At 61.2% G+C, this 16,503-nt stretch carries 19 protein-coding genes; 13 read left to right on the top strand and 6 right to left on the bottom strand.

Features of this window, described 5'->3' with window-relative positions:
- Nucleotides 1–3: 3 nt before the first annotated feature.
- From flhB to motA, 5 genes are all read right to left on the bottom strand, one after another.
- Nucleotides 4–1,083, bottom strand: coding sequence for a flagellar biosynthesis protein FlhB (gene flhB / locus ACMUVN_RS28445; RefSeq protein ID WP_414815783.1), 1,080 nt, complete (start codon nt 1,081–1,083; stop codon nt 4–6).
- 313 nt (nt 1,084–1,396) lie between these two features.
- A complete protein-coding gene (gene fliG / locus ACMUVN_RS28440; RefSeq protein ID WP_028755558.1) occupies nt 1,397–2,437 on the bottom strand; it encodes a flagellar motor switch protein FliG in 1,041 nt (346 codons plus the stop codon).
- A 28-nt stretch (nt 2,438–2,465) separates the two neighbouring features.
- On the bottom strand, nt 2,466–3,053 hold the full coding sequence (fliN, locus tag ACMUVN_RS28435; RefSeq protein WP_028755557.1) for a flagellar motor switch protein FliN: 588 nt from the start codon (nt 3,051–3,053) through the stop codon (nt 2,466–2,468).
- A gap of 65 nt (nt 3,054–3,118) precedes the next feature.
- A complete protein-coding gene (locus tag ACMUVN_RS28430) occupies nt 3,119–4,069 on the bottom strand; it encodes a FliM/FliN family flagellar motor switch protein (RefSeq protein WP_028755556.1) in 951 nt (316 codons plus the stop codon).
- Nucleotides 4,070–4,942 carry a flagellar motor stator protein MotA gene (gene motA, locus ACMUVN_RS28425; protein WP_028755555.1) on the bottom strand — a complete coding sequence of 291 codons (873 nt, stop codon included), beginning with the start codon at nt 4,940–4,942 and terminating at the stop codon, nt 4,070–4,072. It lies immediately after the preceding gene.
- Nucleotides 4,943–5,197: 255 nt separating this feature from the next.
- Here motA and flgF point away from each other — a divergent pair, with 255 nt between their 5' ends.
- The 13 genes from flgF (at nt 5,198) to fliP (ending at nt 14,268) form a co-directional block, all read left to right on the top strand.
- Nucleotides 5,198–5,932 carry a flagellar basal-body rod protein FlgF gene (gene flgF, locus ACMUVN_RS28420; RefSeq protein WP_028755554.1) on the top strand — a complete coding sequence of 245 codons (735 nt, stop codon included), beginning with the start codon at nt 5,198–5,200 and terminating at the stop codon, nt 5,930–5,932.
- A gap of 118 nt (nt 5,933–6,050) precedes the next feature.
- Nucleotides 6,051–7,448, top strand: a complete 1,398-nt coding sequence (gene fliI / locus ACMUVN_RS28415) for a flagellar protein export ATPase FliI (RefSeq protein WP_047615224.1) — start codon at nt 6,051–6,053, stop codon at nt 7,446–7,448.
- Nucleotides 7,449–7,450: 2 nt separating this feature from the next.
- On the top strand, nt 7,451–7,993 hold the full coding sequence (locus ACMUVN_RS28410) for a hypothetical protein (RefSeq protein WP_047613592.1): 543 nt from the start codon (nt 7,451–7,453) through the stop codon (nt 7,991–7,993).
- 184 nt (nt 7,994–8,177) lie between these two features.
- Complete coding sequence (flgB, locus tag ACMUVN_RS28405) at nt 8,178–8,570, top strand: flagellar basal body rod protein FlgB (protein ID WP_028755551.1); 393 nt, start codon at nt 8,178–8,180, stop codon at nt 8,568–8,570.
- A gap of 4 nt (nt 8,571–8,574) precedes the next feature.
- The gene (gene flgC / locus ACMUVN_RS28400) at nt 8,575–8,991 is read left to right on the top strand and encodes a flagellar basal body rod protein FlgC (protein WP_028755550.1); all 417 of its coding nucleotides are present in this window, start codon (nt 8,575–8,577) and stop codon (nt 8,989–8,991) included.
- Nucleotides 8,992–8,993: 2 nt separating this feature from the next.
- Nucleotides 8,994–9,338 carry a flagellar hook-basal body complex protein FliE gene (locus tag ACMUVN_RS28395; protein ID WP_028755549.1) on the top strand — a complete coding sequence of 115 codons (345 nt, stop codon included), beginning with the start codon at nt 8,994–8,996 and terminating at the stop codon, nt 9,336–9,338.
- A gap of 19 nt (nt 9,339–9,357) precedes the next feature.
- Nucleotides 9,358–10,146 (top strand): flagellar basal-body rod protein FlgG, encoded by a 789-nt coding sequence (gene flgG / locus ACMUVN_RS28390; protein WP_028755548.1) that lies wholly within the window; start codon nt 9,358–9,360, stop codon nt 10,144–10,146.
- 16 nt (nt 10,147–10,162) lie between these two features.
- Complete coding sequence (flgA, locus tag ACMUVN_RS28385; RefSeq protein ID WP_028755547.1) at nt 10,163–10,645, top strand: flagellar basal body P-ring formation chaperone FlgA; 483 nt, start codon at nt 10,163–10,165, stop codon at nt 10,643–10,645.
- On the top strand, nt 10,642–11,763 hold the full coding sequence (locus ACMUVN_RS28380; RefSeq protein ID WP_047613594.1) for a flagellar basal body P-ring protein FlgI: 1,122 nt from the start codon (nt 10,642–10,644) through the stop codon (nt 11,761–11,763). The genes flgA and ACMUVN_RS28380 overlap by 4 nt, the downstream gene beginning before the upstream one ends.
- Entirely contained in the window at nt 11,760–12,302 is a 543-nt protein-coding gene (locus tag ACMUVN_RS28375) for a MotE family protein (RefSeq protein WP_028755545.1), read from the top strand. The genes ACMUVN_RS28380 and ACMUVN_RS28375 overlap by 4 nt, the downstream gene beginning before the upstream one ends.
- Nucleotides 12,299–13,015 (top strand): flagellar basal body L-ring protein FlgH, encoded by a 717-nt coding sequence (gene flgH, locus ACMUVN_RS28370; protein ID WP_028755544.1) that lies wholly within the window; start codon nt 12,299–12,301, stop codon nt 13,013–13,015. The genes ACMUVN_RS28375 and flgH overlap by 4 nt, the downstream gene beginning before the upstream one ends.
- A 12-nt stretch (nt 13,016–13,027) precedes the next feature.
- Nucleotides 13,028–13,534: a flagellar basal body-associated FliL family protein gene (locus ACMUVN_RS28365; RefSeq protein ID WP_414815782.1), complete on the top strand. Its 507-nt coding sequence runs from the start codon at nt 13,028–13,030 to the stop codon at nt 13,532–13,534.
- Complete coding sequence (gene fliP / locus ACMUVN_RS28360) at nt 13,531–14,268, top strand: flagellar type III secretion system pore protein FliP (protein WP_003556541.1); 738 nt, start codon at nt 13,531–13,533, stop codon at nt 14,266–14,268. Before ACMUVN_RS28365 ends, fliP begins: the two co-directional genes overlap by 4 nt.
- Nucleotides 14,269–14,450: 182 nt before the next feature.
- On the opposite strand, the gene ACMUVN_RS28355 is transcribed toward fliP, so the two are convergent.
- Nucleotides 14,451–16,367, bottom strand: coding sequence for a glycosyl transferase (locus ACMUVN_RS28355; RefSeq protein ID WP_028756334.1), 1,917 nt, complete (start codon nt 16,365–16,367; stop codon nt 14,451–14,453).
- Nucleotides 16,368–16,503 lie beyond the last annotated feature (136 nt).

The raw sequence follows: 16,503 nt of genomic DNA, 5'->3' as shown, positions 1-16,503 counted from the left end.
GGCTTATCTTACCCGTTTGTTCTTGGCGTCTGCGGCGTAGACCCGGTGGATCAGCTCCGCAACGGCCTTGTAGAAGACTGACGGTATGACACTATCGATCGAGACTTGCGCAAACATGGAGCGCGCAAGCGGAGGATCCTCGAACACCGGTATGCCGTTCTGCTCGGCGATCTCCCTGATTTTGAGCGCGACGAGGTCCTGGCCCTTGGCCAGCACCACCGGTGCGTCGTTTTCTTCACGCGCGTAACGCAGCGCCACGGCATAGTGCGTCGGGTTGGCGATGACGAGCGTCGCCCGGTGCACATTGTTGATCATGCGCCGGCGCGCGCGGTCGCGCATCAGCGAGCGCTGCCGGCCCTTGACGAAGGGGTCGCCCTGCGCCTGCTTGTTTTCTTCCTTCACCTCGTGGCGCGTCATCTTCAGTTCGGTGAACCAGTGATGGCGCGTCCAGAAAAGATCGGCGATCGCCACGATCGCGGTGGCGATCAACATGACGATGATGATCTTGCGCATCGCCGTCGTCGTCCGCACGAGGATGGTCTGCGGATCGGAGAACATCGCGTCGATCGAGCTGAAATATTCGCTTCTCATCACGAAGAACAGGACGATGCCGACGATGACGACCTTGAACAGCGACTTTCCGAATTCGATGAGGCCGGGCAGGCTGAACAGCCGCGTCCAGCCTTTGACCGGGGAGATGCGCGAGAACTGCGGCCGGATACGTTCGAGCACCGGTGTCGGCAGGTTCTGGAAGACGGCGGAGGCGATGCCGAACACCATGAACAGGATGAAGGCGGGCGCCACCAGCGCCGCACTTGCCCAGCCGATCCGGACGAACAGCGATAGGATATCCGGCCCCGTCTCGATTTTCCATTGGTCGGGCTGCTCGAAGATGTCGCGCAGCGTTTCCGTCATGCGCCCGACGCTGTCGGGGAGGAAGAACACCAGATAGATGTAGGTGGCGAGAATGGTCGCGAAGATCGACAGCTCGCGCGAAAACGGCACGTTGCCTTTTTCCGCGGCATCGGTTTGCTTTTTCGCGGTCGGGGCTTCTGTTTTGCTGTCCTTGTCATCGTCTGCCAAGTCGCGGCCCTCCGTCAAAGAAATAGGCTGCAGCTAATGCATGCCGCCCAAAATGTGCAGCGGTTTTGGGATGACGACATGCATCAAAACAAAGACCCAAAGCGCGTCGCAGGAACCGGGTTCTCTGCGACGCGCTTTGGAGCGCAGCCTATTGCTGGAAGGGTAGTCGCCTGTGGCACGGCGATCAACAGCTGCCGTACGGCATGCCGGATTTGTCAACAGTCTCGAAGTGCCGATGCATGCAACGGGAAAACGACGTGCACAATAGACGGAGCGAAAACGAGTCGCATGAATCAGCGCACTGCGACGCGTTTTAGGCGGCTGCCGAAGCGTCGCCTTCCTTCTCCTTGAGTTCGATCTGGCCGGAATTGGCCAGGCGAATCGCTTCCTGCGCCACGGCGCGGCGGGCAATCGCGATCTCGCGCGGATTGACGCCGCCCATGCCGCTCTGCAGATCCGATTCGATCATGCGGCGCTGGCGTGGGCTGATGGCCGAGAGAACCGATTCGCGGATCTCGGGGGGCGACCCGCGCAGCGCGACGGTGAGCACATCCGTCGAAATGTCGTTGAGCAGCAAGACGCGGCTGCGCTGCGGCATGTACATGAGGTCTTCGAAGAGGAAGATCTTCGGGCGGACCTTGTTGACCGATTCGCGGCTGATCGATTCGAGCGAGGTGAGCAGCGTGTCGACCTGCGGCTTGTCGAGTTCGTTCATGAGATCGGCGACCTTCGTCGAGCCGGCCGCATTGCGCTCTGCCTCGACCTCGGCAAGCAGCGTCATGACCTGGTTCTCGATGATCTGCGCGGCCTTCGGGCTGACCGTCTTCATGTTGACCGTTCTGTTCATGATGTCGGCGCGACGATTGTCGGGAAGCTGCAGCAGCACCTTGGCGCCGAAGTTGGAAGGCATCATCGAAAGAATATAGGCGACGGTCTGCGGATGTTCGCGCAGCAGGAACTGTGCGACGAATGTCGGCTCCGCTTCGCTGAGGCGATCCCAGATCGAGGTTTCGTAGGCTTGGAATGCGGTGCGACGGCCAAGCAGGCTGTCGACCTCGTCGGGCGTCAGGCCTTCTTCGAGAATGGCCTCGATCGCCTTGGCGTTGTCCATCAGTCCGGCGCCCTCGGTGAAGAGGTCCTCGAACTCGGCGACGAGCAGCAGCAGTTCATCCGGCGGAATGGCACGAAGCGACTGGGCGGATGAGATAATGGTCTGAAGTTCGGCTTGGGTGAAATACTTCAGCAGCCGGCCGGCGACGCCCTTTCCCATAGCGAGAAGAACAGCCGCCGCCTTTTCAGCCTGGGTCAACGGTTTCCCGGCTAGCGCGCCGCCGAAATCGTCAAAGTCCATCATGGTCTAACCTCTCCGTCCCACACAGGGATCAGGCTTTTTTCGTACTCAAAACTTCTATCAGTTTCACACCGAATCGCGTGTCGTCGTGATCAAGCACCGTAATTTCGCCGCGTGCAATCCTGCGGCCGTTCACCATGATCTCGACGGGTTCGCCGATCTTCTTGTCGAGGGCGATGGTCGCCCCTTCATTGAGGTTCATCAGGCCGGAGACCTGCATGCGGCTAGTGCCGAGCATGATCTGGACATCGATCGGAATGTCCATGATCAGATCGAAATTGGAATTCAAAGCGCTGCCGAGCGGAGCCGGCGAACCCTCGAAAGAGGCGCTGCTGCCGAAATCCATGCCGGCAGCCTGGCTGGCATTGCCAGCGCCGAAATCGCCGCCGAAGTCGTCGCTGCCGAAGGGGCTTTCCGAAGCCTCGCCGCCGAAGGCCGCCAGGTCCGTTCCTGTCGCGAAAGGGTCGCTCTGTAGGTCGTCGCCAAACTGCGGCAGGTCGCCATCGGCATCCTGCTTCAGCACGCCGCGCAGATCGTCGATCGCCTGGTCGAGATCCGCTTCGCTACCCGGAATATCCAGGGAGAGGTCGCTGTTCTGCTGTGTTTTCTTCGTAGCCATGAAATCACTATTCCAGTTGAAACTTGCCTCAAACTGCCTTTGCAGCCCAAAAGCCAGAGAACCGATTAATTCATTAAATGACGGATGAGCTCGTCATCCGAGTTCATCGTATCCTTGACGCGGACCATGTAGTTTTCGCCTGAACGCCCGAACTCGCACACATACAATTCCTTGCTGTTGGCGCTGACCTCGACGCGCACGTCGCCGCTGTCGTGGAACGGAATGACGTCGCCGACCATCAGCTTCGATATCGTGCGCAGCGTCAGGTCCTGCAGCCTGATCTTGGCCTCGAGCGTGACATGCGAGCGGCGGACCTGGTCGCCGAGCTGTTCGGTCCATTCCGCCGAGCTGCTGCCAGCCTGGCGCTTCGGCTTCGGCGGCGTCACCTTGGTCTTGAGCAGGGCGGTCTGCGGGACGATCAATGCGAATTCCGAAACGATGCCGGCAAGGGTGATCGACATGTTGATGGCGGCGGCGAACTCGTCCGGGCGATCCTCGGCCGAGCGGGCGCGTGTGTCATGGGGGTGCGGAGCCGAAAGGCTCGGTTCGAAGCCGCCCGGCGCGTTGACGGCCGAGCGCAGCACCTTGGCGATCTTGTCGAAGACCATGACCGCCAGATCGAGTTCGATGATCGAAAGCACCCGGTCGGCGGGTTCTTCGATCGTATCGGCGGTGGCGCCGAGCAGGTGCTCCATCAGCGTGATGACGAACCCGTTGCCGCAGACAAGCGTAATGTTCTGCGACCAGTTGCGCAGCGTCGCGTCGACGAGCGTGACGTTCGCACTCAGGTCGTCGACCAGATGGTTCTTGTAGCCGATCTCGCAGCCGAGATAGTTGACCGTCACGTCGAGCCCGGTCTCGCTTTTGATGACGTCGGGAAAGAATTCGCTGTAGATTTCCCCAAAGGAGCTGCAGATCTTGGCGACCCTGCCTTTGTCGCCAAGCCCGCCTGTCAGTTTGGCGAGAAGGGCAGGATCCATAGCCGGTTTGTCGTGCGAAGCATTGCTCATGGTCATTTAAGCCGCCTTGTTTTCGCCGCCTGGATTCATCATTTCCTGTTCGACCGCATCGATGGACGGACGCTCGTAGGCCGAAATCGTCTTGCGGCCGTATTCGAGAGCGACCTGCGGCACCGACCCGTTCATATAGGCAAGCAGTGTCTGCTTGACGATGACGTAGAGGCGGTGCTGCTTGTTGCGTACCACCTTGATCTGCGAGACCAGCGGCGAGCAGACGCAGTAAGACAAGAGAATGCCGAGGAAGGTGCCGACAAGCGCCGAGCCGATCAAATGGCCGAGCACTTCAGGCGAATCATTGATGTGGGCCATCGCCTTGATGACGCCGAGAACGGCCGCGACGATGCCGATCGCCGGGAAGGAATCGCCCATGATCTGGATCGCGTGGTAGGGCTTCATCTTGTCGTGCATGATGGTGTTGAGCTCTTCATCCATCAGCGCTTCGATCTCGTGGCTGCGCGCGTTGCCGATGATGATCAGGCGCACGTAGTCGCAGATGAACGCTGTCAGTTCCTTGTTCTTTAGAACAGTCGGAGCCTGCTGGAAGATCGTCGATTCGGCCGGATTGTCGATATGGGCTTCGATTTCGTTGCGCGACTTGGTGCGCAGGTCGCGCATCAGCGAATAGAGCACGCCGAGCGTGTCGAGATAATTGCGTTCCTTCGGCACGGCGTGCTTGAAGGCTTCGCCGAGCGCCTTGCCGGAATCCTTCACCACCTTCATCGGGTTCGCCATGATGAAGCTGCCGAGACCGGCGCCACCGATGATGACGAATTCGAAGGGCTGGAACAGGGCGTCCACGTGGCCGCCCATCGCCATGAAGCTGCCGATGACACAGCCGCAAGTCACTATAAATCCGATAATGATATTCATCGTCAGCCCAATCTGAACGTTACTTTTCTCTAAGACGGATAGGATTTCTGCCTTGCGTGAGGCTGATGAAAAGGCCGCTCGCAAGGCATTTCCACGTGCCAGCTTCGCGCAAGCATCTGCCGTCAGTCTAAAGGAGACGAATGGGTGTCCGCACCCGTTTTCTGAGATGCCGCCTCAGCGAAATCCCGGCCGAACCACTCAAGACGACGCCCGGCTTTTCGTTCCGTTCATCGCCAATGCTTGGAGCTTACCGACATGCAATCCGGTCTTTATGTTTCTCTGTCGTCGCAGATGGCCCTCGAAAAGCGCCTGAACACCATCGCGGACAACATGGCGAACGTGAACACCACCGGTTTTCGCGCCACTGAGGTGAAGTTCGACGAGATGGTGGCGAATACCAAGAACAAGCTGAATACCAAGGTCGCCTTCGTTTCCCAGGGCAACGACTACCTGAACGAAGGAAATGGCGAACTGCAGCATACCGGCAACATGCTCGATTTCGCCATCAAGGGCGATGCCTGGTTTGCGCTCGATACGCCGGCCGGCCGCGTACTGACGAGGGACGGGCGCTTCACGATCAAGGATACCGGCGAACTCGTGTCGATCAGGGGATATCCCGTTCTCGACGCCGGCGGCGCGCCGATCCAGCTCAACACCAAGGGCGGCGAGCCGGCCGTCGGCACCGACGGCATCATCTATCAGGCCGACCGCCAGGTCGCTTCGCTCGGTCTGTTCGAAGCCGATATCAGCAAGGGTTACCTGCGCTACGAAAACAGCGGCATCATGACCACCGACCAGCCGCGCGCCGTTGTCGACCGCTTCAATATCGGTGTCGAGCAAGGCTATCTCGAAAACTCCAATGTCAACGCCATGCGCGAGATCACCCAGCTGATCGAAGTCAACCGCGCCTTCGAAAGCGTTTCGTCGCTGATGCGTGACAGCGAGGATTCCTTCAAGGAAGCCGTCCAGACGCTTGGGGGCAGCCGCTGATGCACGTCGCCAGAAATGTCCGGCGGTTTTGGGAGGACGGCATGCATAAGAGCAAAGGCCGAAAATGCGGCGCATGCTGCATGCTGCACGCGACGTGTTTTAGGGCGGGACTTGAAGCATGAGCACCAGGCTACTGTCCGAGGACGGCCTTTCCCCGAAGCTGGCGCATCTGGCAGGCCTCGTCGAGCGCTATGCATCGCCGGAGTTCGCCGTTGCCCATGGCGGTCGCGTGCAGACCATCGCCGCCGGCCATTACACGGTGCGCGGTCTCTCCCGCCATGTTCGTCTCGGGGAGTTCGTCGCCCATAAATCGGCCACCGGCATCCATCTCGGCGAAGTTGTGCGCGTCGAGCCGGACCTGATCTATGTCTGCCCGATCGAACCCGGCGAGCCGATCGGCATCCACGATACGGTCATCCGCAAGGGCGCCTTCCGCATTTCGCCGTCGGACAGCTGGTGCGGGCGCACCGTCAACTCGCTTTGCGAGCCGATCGACGGGCTGGGTCCGATCACCGAGGGCCTCGATCGCCGCTCGATCTCCAACACCGCGCCGCCTTCGATGACCCGCAAGCGTGTTCAGACCGGCTTCAAGACCGGGGTGCGCGCCATCGACATCTTCTCGCCGCTCTGCCTCGGACAGCGCCTCGGCATCTTCGCCGGTTCCGGCGTCGGCAAGTCGACGCTTCTGTCCATGCTCGCCCGCGCCGATGCCTTCGACAAGGTTGTCATTGCTCTCGTCGGCGAACGCGGCCGCGAGGTGCGCGAATTCATCGAGGATACGCTCGGCAGCAATATGAAGAAGGCGATCGCCGTCGTCGCCACCAGCGACGAGAGCCCGATGCTGCGCAAGATGGCACCGCTGACGGCGGTCACCATCGCCGAGCATTTCCGCGACAAGGGGGAGAACGTCCTCTTCATCGTCGACAGCGTCACGCGTTTCGCCCATGCGATCCGCGAAGTGGCGACCGCCTCCGGCGAGCCGCCGATCGCGCGCGGTTATCCCGCGTCCGTCTTCACCGAGCTGCCGCGCCTGCTGGAACGCGCCGGTCCCGGCCCCGAGGGCGCCGGCACCATCACGGCGATCATCTCGATCCTTGTCGACGGCGACAACCACAACGACCCGATCGCCGACTCGACGCGCGGCATTCTCGACGGTCACATCGTCCTGCAGCGCAGTCTCGCCGAAGAAGGGCGTTATCCGCCGATCGATCCGCTGGCCTCGATCTCGCGTCTCGCCCGCAAGGCCTGGACGCCGGACCAGGAAAAGCTGGTGTCGCGGCTGAAAGTGCTGATCCACCGCTTCGAGGAGACGCGCGATCTGCGTCTGATCGGCGGTTATCGCCAGGGCGCCGATCCCGATCTCGACATGGCGGTCAAGCAGGTGCCCATCATTTACGACGTCCTGAAGCAGTCGCCGGGCGACCGTGACTCGCCCGATGCCTTTGCCGATCTCGCCGGCGCGCTCAAGGCCGCAGCCGGCATGGGCAATCAGGGCGGACAGATTCAGAGGAGATAGACGTGGCTGAATTCGACGACGAACGCATCGCTTCCTTGAAGCAGCGCAGGAAGACCGCCATGCTGGATCGGCTTCTGACCTTCACCGGCCTGGCGCTGGCCGGCGCCGCCGCTTTCTTCCCCTGGTATGTATTCTTCAACGAGGACAAGTTCGGCATCAACGTCGCCGCCAGCGGCAATTCGCGCGACCTGCCGGATTGGCCGGCCCGCAACGTCTTCAGCGTCTCGCCGCTTGCCATGGTCAACAAGAACGAGGGGAACAAGAAGGCTCCGCTGGTCGATCCGCTGACGACGGCGACGGTCTCCGATCTCGGCAAGGAGCGCGATGGTGGCCCCATCCTGGAAGATCAGCCCTTTCCCGGCAAATCTTCCTTCCGCCTGCTGCACGTCTCCAATGGCCGGGCGCTGATCGAGGATACCTCGGGCATGTATGTGGTGCGCATCGGCTCGATCCTGCCCGACGAAAGCCGCCTTGCGGCCCTCGAGCAGCGCGACGGAAAATGGGTGATCGTCACCTCCAAGGGCGAGACCTACCAGAACAATTGAACCTGCCGCAGGTGCCGAACACGACAGGGGCTCCGCCGCGAACCGGCCGGAGCCCGGTTTCTTTTTGGAGCCCGCTTTCTTTTAGCCGTGGCCTTCTCCGAAAAGCGGCTCGAAGCCTGAATTCCCGTAAGTCCCACGCAAGATTACCGCACTAGGTTCGGGGCAGTAAAAACGGAGAGTTCCCATGCAACCGATCCAACTTTTCGACTTGGCTTCGCGACAGGCGGAATGGCTGACGGTCCGTCAGCAGGTTGTTGCCAGCAACATCGCGAATGCCAATACCCCGAAGTTCCATGCCAAGGACGTCACGCCCTTTGACGCCGTGCTCGACAATGCCGATATCACCATGGCGCGCACCAATCCGGCGCATCTGAGCGGCAATGATTTCAGCGACAGCGGCGATATCGACGTCAAGGATGCAGCACTCGACCAGGAAATCGGCATCCAGGAATCCGGCAATACGGTCGGTTTGGCCGAAGAGCTCTCCAAGTCGGGCGATATCAAGCGCCAGTACGATCTGAACACCTCGCTGGTCAGTTCCTTCAACCGCATGATGTTGATGACCGTCAGGAAGTAAATTCATGGATCCGCTTTCAGCAGCAATGAAAATCGCCGGTTCGGGACTCGAGGCGCAGTCGACGCGTCTGCGCATCGTCTCGGAGAACATCGCCAACGCCCGCTCCACCGGCGACACGCCCGGCGCCGACCCTTATCGCCGCAAGACAATAACCTTCGGCCAGCAGATGGATCGCACCAGCGGCGTTGAGACGGTCAACGTCAAGAAGGTCGGTGTCGACGAAGGCGACTTCAGCACGGAATTCGACCCCAGCAATCCGGCTGCGGACCAGAAGGGCGTCGTCAAGCTGCCGAACGTCAACATCCTCGTCGAGATGGCCGACATGCGCGAAGCCAACCGCTCCTATGACGCCAATCTGCAGACGATCAAGCAGACCCGCGATCTCATCTCCTCCACGATCGATCTCCTGAAGAGCCAATAATAATGATCAGCAGCGTCCAGAATGTCAGCAACCTTTCGATGACCCGCGCGCTTGGCGCCGTCGACACCGAAAATTCCGCCTCGTCGTCTGCCGCCGCCACCATGCCGGGCACCGCCGGTGCGGCTAATGGCGTGAGCTTCGCTTCCGTCATGGGCAACATGGCGAGCGATGCGGTCAGCAGCCTGAAGGGTGCGGAAAGCATGTCCTTTGCCGGGATCAAGGGCACGGCGACGACGCGTGAAGTCGTCGATTCCATGCTCCAGGCCGAGCAGACGCTGCAGACCGCGATTGCCATCCGCGACAAGGTCGTCTCGGCCTTTCTCGAAGTCACCAAGATGCAGATGTAACTGATTTGAGGACGAACACATGAGAGCGCTCGCCATCGCAGCAACGGGCATGGATGCCCAGCAGACCAATTTGGAAGTCATCGCGAACAACATCGCAAACATCAACACGACAGGTTTCAAGCGCGCCCGCGCCGAATTCTCCGATCTTCTCTACCAGACCGAACGCGCCAAGGGTGTCGCCAACCGCGCCAACCAGGCCGTCGTTCCGGAAGGCGCCAATATCGGCCTCGGCGTCCAGACCTCGGCAGTGCGCAACCTGCATCTCCAGGGCGAACTGACGCAGACCGGCAACGATCTCGACGTGGCGCTGATCGGCAAGGGCTTCTTCCAGATCCAGTCGACCGACGGCACGACGCTTTATACCCGCGCCGGCGCCTTCAACAAGAACGACCAGGGCCAGCTCGTCACCATCGACGGTTACGAGGTCCTTCCCGGCATCACCATTCCGACGGGCTCGACCGAGCTGACCATCAGCCGCTCGGGCGAAGTCTCGGCGAAGCTGCCGGGTGCGACGGATGCGACCGTGCTCGGTCAGCTGACGCTTGCCGACTTCGTCAACGAGGCGGGCCTCCAGCCGCTCGGCGACAATCTCTTCCAGGAAACGGCCGCCTCCGGCGAAGCCGTCATCGGCAATCCCGATGAGGAAGGTTTCGCTTACATGAAGCAGGGTTATCTGGAATCGTCGAACGTCGATCCGGTGAAGGAAATCACCGAGCTGATCTCGGCCCAGCGGGCTTACGAAATGAATTCCAAGGTGATCACCACCGCTGATGAAATGGCCTCCATCGTCAGCAAGAACCTGAAGTAAAGGGAAGGGCCGAAACATGATGTTTTGCCGGGCAGGACACATCTCAGGATGGGTGGCGGCAGCCACGATCGCAGTCGCGGGCATCTTCTTGCCCGCGGACGTGGATGCCGGCATGGGTTATGCCGTTGTCCCGACAACGATCATCTACCCCGGCGACATATTGTCGGCCAGCCAGCTGCAGGAGGTCGAGGTTACCAACCCCAACCTTGCCGGCGACTATGCCAAATCCGTTTCACAGGTCGAAGGCATGGTCTCCAAGCGCACGCTGTTGCCGGGCCGGACGATATCGGTTTCGGCCCTGCGCGAAGCCTATACGGTGACGCGCGGCTCTTCGATCCGCCTGGTCTTTACGCTCGGCGCGATGACCATCTCGGCTGCCGGCACACCGCTCGAAGACGGTTCGACCGGGCAGGTCGTGCGCGCACGCAATATGGATTCCGGCGTCATCGTCAGCGGCACGGTGCTTGCGGACGGCACGGTCCATGTGAGGGCAAAATGAAATTGTTCTTCCGTTTCTTATCCCTTGTCGCGGTTCTCGCCATGAGTTTGGCCGATGTCGCGCCCGCCTGGGCGCTGACCTCCCGCATCAAGGACATCGCCTCGCTTCAGGCCGGCCGCGATAACCAGCTGATCGGCTACGGCCTGATCGTCGGCCTGCAAGGAACCGGCGACGGCTTCCGTTCCTCGCCCTTCACCGAGCAGTCGATGCGGGCGATGCTGCAGAATCTCGGCATCTCGACGCAGGGCAGCCAGTCCAGCGCCAAGAACACCGCGGCGGTGATGGTCACCGCCAACCTGCCGCCCTTCGCAAGTCCTGGCAGCCGTATCGACGTCACGGTGAGCTCGCTCGGCGACGCCACCTCGCTGCGTGGCGGCACGCTCGTCATGACCTCGCTGTCCGGCGCCGACGGCCAGATCTACGCCGTCGCGCAAGGGGCTGCCATCGTTTCCGGCTTTCAGGCGCAGGGCGAGGCGGCGACCGTGACCGAAGGCGTCACCACTGCCGGCCGCGTGCCCGGCGGCGCCATCATCGAACGCGAACTGCCGTCCCGGTTCAAGGATTCGGTCAATCTCGTCCTGCAGCTGCGCAACCCCGACTTCTCGACGGCGATCCGTATTGCCGACATCGTCAACGGCTATGCCTCGGCGCGGTTCGGCGGCCCGGTCGCCGAAGCCAAGGATTCGCAGGAAGTGGTGATCCAGAAGCCGCGCACGGCCGATCTCACCCGGCTGATGGCCGACATCGAAAATCTCATCGTCGAAACCGACACGCCGGCCAAGGTTGTTATCAACGAGCGCACGGGCACGATCGTCATCGGCTCGGACGTCCGTGTCTCGCCGGTCGCCGTCAGCTACGGCACGCTGACGGTTCAGGTCACCGAGACGCCGCAGATCATCCAGCCCGAACCCTTCTCGCGCGGCCAGACCGCCGTCCAGCCGCAGACCGATATCACGGCCGAGCAGACCGGCGGACGCGTCGCCATCATCGATGGGCCCGACCTCAGGACCCTCGTCGCCGGCCTTAACAATATCGGCGTGAAACCGGATGGCATCATCGCCATTCTCCAGGGCATCAAGTCGGCAGGCGCCCTGCAGGCGGAGCTTGTGCTGCAATGATAAAGATCATCAACCCTGACATGACGGTCCTGCAACTGCTGCGCCGGCTGGCGCTGCCGGCCGCGGGCCTCGTCCTTCTGTCGATCCCCGGCGCATTCGCGCAGGAACATGCGCCCGCTGGCGACATCACCTCCCAGGACGAGATCAAGCAGTTCTGCACCAACATCGCCGATCCCGCCCGCGACCAGCGTTACCTCTTGCAGAAGCAGGAACTGGAAAAGCTTCGCGCCGACATCGATGCCCGCATGGCGGAGATGGACAAGCGCAAGGCCGAATACCAGGACTGGCTGAAGCGGCGCGACGATTTCCTGAAGCAGGCGGAAGCCGGACTCACCGAAATCTACAAGAAGATGAAGCCGGATGCGGCCGCACTCCAGTTGCAGGACATGAAGATTGAGGTCGCCTCCGCCGTGATCATGCGGCTCGGTCCGCGTCAGTCGAGCCTCATCCTCAACGAGATGGACCCGCAAAAGGCCGCGGTTATCGCCAGCGTCATCGCCAGTGCGTCCGATCCCAATACCTCGAAGGATCCTTCATGAATATGCGTTTCCCGGCCGCGATCGCCGCCCTCGCGCTTCTTGCAGGCTGCCAGTCTCCGACGGCGGTTAGCGAGATCGGCCGTGCGCCCGCCATGAGCCCGATCGGCAGCGGCCTTGCCTACGGCCAGACGCCGCAGATGGCGCTTTATCCGAAGCAGCCGCGCGCCGTGGCGCAGGGCTATTCGCTGTGGAGCGATTCGCAGGCCGCCCTGTTCAAGGATGCGCGCGCGCTCAACGTCGGCGACATCCTGACCGTCGACATCCAGATCAACGACAAGGCCTCCTTCGACAACGAGACCAACCGCAGTCGCACGAATTCGAGCGGGATGAACTGGGACGTCAACGCCCAGATCTTCGGTTGGACCCCCGAGTCCAAGACGGACCTGACCTATGGCTCCGACACCAGCACTGACGGCAAGGGCAAGATCGAGCGCACCGACAAGATCACCCTGCTTGTCGCTGCCGTCGTCACCGGCATTCTCGAAAACGGCAACCTCGTGATATCGGGCTCGCAGGAAGTCCGTCTGAACCAGGAACTGCGCATCCTGAACGTCGCCGGTATCGTTCGTCCGCAGGACGTCAATTCCGACAACCAGATCTCCTACGACAAGATCGCCGAAGCTCGCATCTCCTACGGTGGCCGCGGCCGCCTGATGGAAGTGCAGCAGCCTCCGCGCGGCCAGCAGGCCGTCGATCTTTTCTCGCCGCTTTGAGGCTGAACGACGATGGCAGAGCCAGACGCAAGCGCAGGTCAAGCGAAGAAGATATCCGGCGCGCTGATGACGATCATCGGCATCGCCGTCCTGACCCTGCTCGGCGCCGGCGGCGGCTGGGCGGTCGGCACGATCGTCGCGCCCAACGTCAAGGGCGCCAAGGAGGCCGAGCAGGCCAAGGAAGCCGAGGCCAAGAAGAAGGCCGAGGAAGGTCTGGCGCGGATTTCGACCGAGGCCAACAACATCGTTCAGCTCGAGCCGATCACGTCGAACCTTGCCTACCCCTCGGAAAACTGGGTGCGACTCGAAGTCGCGCTGCTGTTCAACGGGCCGCCGGATGTCAAGGTTTCCGAGGATATTCATCAGGATATCCTCGCCTATATCAGAACCGTTTCCCTCCAGCAGATCGAGGGGCCGCGGGGCTTTCAATATCTCAAGGATGACATACAGGAACGTGTTGACCTTCGCTCGCAAGGGCGGGTATCGAAGGTCATGTTCAGGACATTTGTCATCGAATGATTCGTCTCATAGTTTTCCTTGCCGCCATGATGGCGGTACCGGAACTGGCGGTGGCACAGCAGCTGCCGACTGACTTATTGAACGTGCCGGTCGATGGCTCCGTTGCCGCCTGGATCATCCGCACTTTCGGCCTGCTGACCATTCTTTCGGTCGCGCCGGGCATCCTGATCATGGTGACGAGCTTTCCGCGCTTCATCATCGCTTTCTCGATCCTGCGTTCAGGCATGGGTCTCTCCTCGACGCCCTCCAATATGATCCTCCTGTCGCTGTCGCTGTTCATGACCTTCTACGTCATGTCGCCGACCTTCGATCAGGCCTGGCAGAACGGCGTGCAGCCGCTGCTTGCCAATCAGATCAACGAGACCGAGGCGGTCCAGCGTATCGCCGAACCCTTCCGCACCTTCATGGCGGCCAATACCCGCGACAAGGATCTGGCGCTCTTCGTCGATCTGGCGCGCGAACGCGGGCAGAATATCCAGACGACCGATCCGATCGACTACCGCGTGCTGATCCCGGCCTTCATGATTTCCGAGATTCGCCGCGGCTTCGAGATCGGCTTCCTCGTTGTGCTGCCGTTCCTCGTCATCGATCTGATCGTCGCCACCATCACCATGGCGATGGGCATGATGATGCTGCCGCCGACCTCGATCTCGCTGCCGTTCAAGATTCTCTTCTTCGTGCTGATCGACGGCTGGAACCTGCTCGTCGGCAGCTTGGTGCGCTCGTTCAGCTGAGCGGCTGCCGCTAAAACGTGCTGCGCAAAGCACGCAGCGGTGCTGCGATCACAACATGCGTAAAAGCCAGGACCGGAGTGCGGGAGCGAATCTGAAAGATTGCGACGCGGCTTTAGCCTTCACCAATGAAAAACCCGCCGGAGCGATCGCCCCGGCGGGTTTTTCGTGGCGGTTGAAAAGCCTCACTCGGCCGCGAATGGCCCCGTGCGCGGCGGCAGCGCCGGAATGTCCATGTGATCGGGTGCAAGACCCTGCTTGGCACGCTCGGCCATGATTTCATAGGCCTGCTCAAGATGGTTGCAGAACCGTTCGGCATCGAAGAGCGGCGCAATGTAACGCTTTTCCTTGAGATGCGCCTTGTATGCGGCGATCCGTCCGGGATTCTGAGCCAGCTCGACAGCCATATCCTCATAGGCCTGCAGGTCGTCTGCGACGAGGTCGGGCAGGTCGATGGCCCTGAGCAGGCTCTCGCTGACGCGTGAGGCGAAGTTGGTGCCCTTGACGGTCAGAACCGGCAGGCCGCCCCAGAGCTGCTCCGAGGTGGTCGTGTGGCCGTTGACGGGGAAGGTATCGATGCCGATGTCGGCCGCCTGCTGACGGTCGATGTGTTCTTCGTAGGGTGCGCGCGGGCAGAAGATGATCCGCTTGGCGGAGATCCCCGCCGCCTGGAATTGCTTCAAGAGATTCGCCTGGTTGCGCGGCGTGTTCGCCATCAGCCAGAGCACGCTGTTCGGCGCACGCTTGAGAATGCGGCACCAGCTGTTGATCGTCTCCGGCGTAATCTTGCGGTTACCGTTGAAGGACGCAAAGATGAAGGCGTCTTCCGGCAGGCCAAGCTGCTCGCGGGTGACAGGGCGCGGCTTCGGGCGATGCATCGGGTCGTTCGGCTGATAGCTTTCCGGCAGCCGGCAGAATTTCTCATGGTAGAAGGGCTTGGCCACCTCGGGCAGCACCGAATGGTCGCCGATGACGTAGTCGAGGTCGATATTGACCGTGCTGCCGGGGAAGCCGAGCCAGCCGACATGAACCGGTGCGAGCGGCAGGTTGAAGGCCGGCGCGCGGCTGCCCGAAGTGTGGCCCTTCAGGTCGACCATGATGTCGATATTGTGCTCGCGCACCACTTCCAGCACCGCCTGATCGGAGAAGCCGTGAATGGTGACGACCCGGCCCCAGCGGCTGCGGTCGGTCGTGTTGTGCTTGAGGTACTCCGGGCCTGTATGGCAGAAGAGCGTCACCTCGAACCGGTCCTTGTCGTGCAGTTCGAGGATGCGCTGCAAGAGCTTCATCGTCGCATGGCGATCCCAGAAGTCCGATGACATGTAGCCGATCCGGATCTTGTCCGACCAGCTGTGCGGCTGGCTGCGACGGAAGGCCACCCGTTCCGGGTTGAGGGGGGTGGTGCCGATCGTGGCATACCGGTTGAAGTCCTCATTGCCGCACCAGTGCAGATGATAGAACGGGTTGTCCTTGCGCAGGATCTCGATATCGCCCTTTGCAAGGGCCGCGTCGATTACTGCCTGATGCTTGCTCGCCTCTTCGAACTCGTTGAATTCGCGGGCGAAAACAAGGTGAAGGAAGCGGAATGCCAGATTGCCGGGAAAACGCTTGAAGATATTGCGCGCCAGGTTCTGGTTGGTTGCGTCGTTCAGATCGTCGCTCAGCAGCAGCGCCGCCAGGCGCATATGCTCGGGATTGGAGCTTTGCGACAGCACCGTCTTGAACGGGCGGATGATATCCCGCTGCTGGCGCTTCAGATAGATCGCTGTGATGATGAAGGCGAGCTCCGGGTCTTCCTGCGCCTTGGCGAGGTTTCGCATGGCGATCAGCAGGGCATCGTCCTCGTTGCCGGTCTCGTAATGCAGCTTGGCAGCCTGTTTCTGGTATTCGTAGGAATTCGGTCCTTCGCAGTTGCCGGCCAGGCCATAGGCTTTCGCGGCATCGGCCTTGAAGCCGAGCTGCACGAGGTTCTTGGCCAGCAGCGCATAGGTCTTGGCGTCCTGCTGGATATCCATCAGCTGGTTGAGCGTTGCCAAGGACTGTGTGTAGCGGCCCATCTGGTAATCCTTGGATGCCGCAGAGAACGAAACTTTGCTGTTCAAAACCCAACTCCGTGAAGGAAATGTTCTGGCGTCGATCGCCGCGGCACGGACAGGCCGTCCTCCGCAAAACGAGCGGATCGGTCCGATGGTGCTATCCCGGCGCCTGCCACATTGGCATTCGAAGCTTGCTTGAAAC

Origin of the sequence: Rhizobium sp. IY2, from assembly GCF_047532935.1 — a bacterium.
In the GTDB taxonomy this organism is placed as follows: domain Bacteria; phylum Pseudomonadota; class Alphaproteobacteria; order Rhizobiales; family Rhizobiaceae; genus Rhizobium; species Rhizobium anhuiense.
This window is presented reverse-complemented; position numbering and strand designations above follow the sequence as displayed.

What these genes read in the sequence shown, in the direction of transcription:
- fliG (WP_028755558.1), bottom strand. Translation starts at nt 2,437, where the DNA reads ATGATGGACTTTGACGATTTCGGCGGCGCGCTAGCCGGGAAACCGTTG.
- fliN (WP_028755557.1), bottom strand. Translation starts at nt 3,053, where the DNA reads ATGGCTACGAAGAAAACACAGCAGAACAGCGACCTCTCCCTGGATATT.
- ACMUVN_RS28430 (WP_028755556.1), bottom strand. Translation starts at nt 4,069, where the DNA reads ATGACCATGAGCAATGCTTCGCACGACAAACCGGCTATGGATCCTGCC.
- motA (WP_028755555.1), bottom strand. Translation starts at nt 4,942, where the DNA reads ATGAATATCATTATCGGATTTATAGTGACTTGCGGCTGTGTCATCGGC.
- flgF (WP_028755554.1), top strand. Translation starts at nt 5,198, where the DNA reads ATGCAATCCGGTCTTTATGTTTCTCTGTCGTCGCAGATGGCCCTCGAA.
- fliI (WP_047615224.1), top strand. Translation starts at nt 6,051, where the DNA reads ATGAGCACCAGGCTACTGTCCGAGGACGGCCTTTCCCCGAAGCTGGCG.
- flgB (WP_028755551.1), top strand. Translation starts at nt 8,178, where the DNA reads ATGCAACCGATCCAACTTTTCGACTTGGCTTCGCGACAGGCGGAATGG.
- flgC (WP_028755550.1), top strand. Translation starts at nt 8,575, where the DNA reads ATGGATCCGCTTTCAGCAGCAATGAAAATCGCCGGTTCGGGACTCGAG.
- ACMUVN_RS28395 (WP_028755549.1), top strand. Translation starts at nt 8,994, where the DNA reads ATGATCAGCAGCGTCCAGAATGTCAGCAACCTTTCGATGACCCGCGCG.
- flgG (WP_028755548.1), top strand. Translation starts at nt 9,358, where the DNA reads ATGAGAGCGCTCGCCATCGCAGCAACGGGCATGGATGCCCAGCAGACC.
- flgA (WP_028755547.1), top strand. Translation starts at nt 10,163, where the DNA reads ATGATGTTTTGCCGGGCAGGACACATCTCAGGATGGGTGGCGGCAGCC.
- ACMUVN_RS28380 (WP_047613594.1), top strand. Translation starts at nt 10,642, where the DNA reads ATGAAATTGTTCTTCCGTTTCTTATCCCTTGTCGCGGTTCTCGCCATG.
- ACMUVN_RS28375 (WP_028755545.1), top strand. Translation starts at nt 11,760, where the DNA reads ATGATAAAGATCATCAACCCTGACATGACGGTCCTGCAACTGCTGCGC.
- flgH (WP_028755544.1), top strand. Translation starts at nt 12,299, where the DNA reads ATGAATATGCGTTTCCCGGCCGCGATCGCCGCCCTCGCGCTTCTTGCA.
- ACMUVN_RS28365 (WP_414815782.1), top strand. Translation starts at nt 13,028, where the DNA reads ATGGCAGAGCCAGACGCAAGCGCAGGTCAAGCGAAGAAGATATCCGGC.
- fliP (WP_003556541.1), top strand. Translation starts at nt 13,531, where the DNA reads ATGATTCGTCTCATAGTTTTCCTTGCCGCCATGATGGCGGTACCGGAA.